We start from the raw sequence: 2,572 nt of genomic DNA, 5'->3' as shown, positions 1-2,572 counted from the left end.
CTTCATAGGGCGGCTTTAAGCTTTTTAGTTTCTAGCAAAGACTTACTCGGAGCTGCTCAGTAGCTGTTGCAGTTGCTGGCGCTCTTGCTCGGTCATCTGGGTTTTATTCAAGAAAGGCATATCTTGAGAAACGACGGCTCGGGCAATGATACGTTCCTGCCAGCGCTCTACATCTTGCCAAGTATCTAGCATCACCCCTGCCGGGGCGGCGGTGAAGATGTCATCATGCGGGGTTCGACTATGACAACTGCTGCAGCGCTGCTGCACAATGTCCATCACTTGCTGGTGTTGGGGGCTTAAGCTTTCTACCTGAGCCACCGCGCCGTTGGCTGCCGCGTTACTGTTAAGCTTGCTCCAGCTCACCAGTAAGGCTAATAACAACATGCCTATTGCCCCGCTAACAATAATTGCCGGCTTATGAATACCTTGGTGTTTTAAGTTGAAGAAATGGCGGATCCAAGCACTTAAACCGATAATGACACAGAGAATGAGCCAGCTATGGCTGTGTTGGTAAATCATCGGATAGTGATTACTGATCATCAAAAAGATAACCGGCAGGGTAAGGTAGTTGTTGTGTACCGAACGGCGTTTAGCTTCTAAGCCTGGCTCAGGGTCAACCGTTTCACCCGCAGCCACTTGGGCCACCATTTTTTTCTGTCCGGGAATAATTTTCAGCCAAACATTAGACACCATGATGGTACCAATTAAAGCGCCTACGTGAATAAAGGCACCACGGCCACTAAATAACTGGCTGAAGCCAAAACAGAACAGCGCGCCAATAATCACCAAACAAAGGCTTAAGGCCTGCGGTTTATTGGCTAAGGGGGAGTGCATCAGTCCTTCATAAATTAACCAGCCTAGGGTGATGCCTCCTGCACCCAAAGCAACGGCTTGCAAGCTGTTAAGCTCCATCACTTGAGGGTCAATCAAGTAGGCGTCGGCGCGTAGGTAGTAAATCCAAAATAGCAGCAGGGTGCCACTGAGCCAGGTACTGTAGGCTTCCCATTTAAACCAATGCAGTTTTTCTGGCATGGCTTCTGGGCCCACCTTATATTTGGCTACTTCGTAAAAACCGCCACCATGCACGGCCCATAAGTCGCCTTTAATGCCTTTTTTCTTTTTCCACTCGGGAGGGGTGTCTAAGTTGTTATCTAGCCAAACAAAATAAAAACTGGCTCCAATCCAGGCTATGCCCGCAATTACATGAAACCATTTAATAAATAAGGCTAACCATTCATATATCTGTGGCCACATCGTACTGTCCTTGTTGGTAAACTTGTTGTCCGGCTATATAGGTTTTGGCGATTAAACGGTCATCGCCCAGCGTTGTTAACGCAAATAAGGTGTCACTTAAACTTCTACTGTGCTGTACTCGCTGGCTCAGCATTGGGGTGGCATTCAGGTTCAATACCACAAAGTCGGCTTCTGTCCCTGGGTTCAAATTACCTACTTTGTCCGCTAAACCCATGCTTTGCGCTGCGCCCTGAGTACACAAATACAGTGACTCAAAGGGGTTTAGGCTGGTTTGCTGTAATTGGCAGACTTTATAGGCGTCGGCTTGGTTGGCAAACATGCTTAAGCTGGTGCCGCCACCTACGTCGCTGGCCAGTGCCACCGATACCCCTTCGGCTAGGGCGCGTTGGTAGTTGAACAGGCCGCTACCGAGGAATAAATTAGAGGAAGGGCAAAAGCTAATGGTTGCGCCAGCCTGAGCCAGCGCGCGGTATTCTCGGTCGGTAAGGTGAATGCCATGACCAAATAAGGCGCGCTCGCGCACTAAACCATGTGCTTCATACACCGCTAAGTAATCGGAATGATCGGGAAATAGCTCGTTAATCCATTGCACCTCATGAGTATTTTCTGAAAGGTGAGTTTGAATAAAAGTATCGGGATGCTCATTGGCCAGTTGCCCCGCCTTGGCCAATTGCGCTTCGCTGCTGGTGGGGGCAAAGCGCGGTGTAATTGCATACAGCGCGCGACCTTGTTTGTGCCATTGTTCAATAAGCTGTTTGCTTTCGCGGTAGCCATGCTCTGGCGTATCTTGTAAGAAGTCGGGGCAGTTGCGATCCATTAATATCTTGCCGCAGATCATGCGCGCGTTGTAGCGCTCGGCGGCGTCAAAGAAGCTGCTCACCGATTGTGGATGCACTGTAGCAAATACACTGGCAGTGGTGGTGCCGTGGGCGAATAACTGCTTTAGAAAAAACTCCGCCTGAGCACTCGCGTAAGCGGCGTTAGCAAATTGTCGCTCGGCTGGAAAAGTATAAGTATTTAACCAGTCTAATAGTTGCTTGCCATAGCTGGCGATAATCTCCACCTGCGGGTAGTGCACGTGGCTGTCGATAAGGCCGGGAATAATCAGCCCTTGATGTTGCTCAATGGGCAGTTGAGCGGCATCTGGCTGAGCGGCAAAAAACTCGGTAGCTGCCCCTAGAAACTCAATCGTTCCCTGACTGACCACTAATACACCATCTTCCCAATATTGATAGTGCTCGCTAGGGTTAAGGGTGCTGCGAGGGAAGTGTAAAATACTGCCTCGATGCAGTTGGTGACTCATATTAACTGCCTCGGT

Annotated in this window: 2 protein-coding genes; both read right to left on the bottom strand. The window is 49.6% G+C overall.

All coding sequences use genetic code 11. The features are described from left to right. Positions 1 to 42: 42 nt before the first annotated feature. Positions 43 to 1,254 carry a urate hydroxylase PuuD gene (locus ACQY6Q_RS08730; protein WP_427980267.1) on the bottom strand — a complete coding sequence of 404 codons (1,212 nt, stop codon included), beginning with the start codon at positions 1,252 to 1,254 and terminating at the stop codon, positions 43 to 45. After that, a partial coding sequence (guaD, locus tag ACQY6Q_RS08725; RefSeq protein ID WP_427980264.1) for a guanine deaminase occupies positions 1,235 to 2,572 on the bottom strand: 1,338 nt, incomplete at its 5' end. The genes guaD and ACQY6Q_RS08730, both read right to left, overlap by 20 nt.

Source organism: Agarivorans sp. (genome assembly GCF_050295395.1).
Lineage (GTDB): Bacteria > Pseudomonadota > Gammaproteobacteria > Enterobacterales > Celerinatantimonadaceae > Agarivorans.
The sequence above is the reverse complement of the archived record's forward strand: the minus strand, read 5'-3'. Positions and strand labels throughout refer to the sequence as shown.

What these genes read in the sequence shown, in the direction of transcription:
- ACQY6Q_RS08730 (WP_427980267.1), bottom strand. Translation starts at nt 1,254, where the DNA reads ATGTGGCCACAGATATATGAATGGTTAGCCTTATTTATTAAATGGTTT.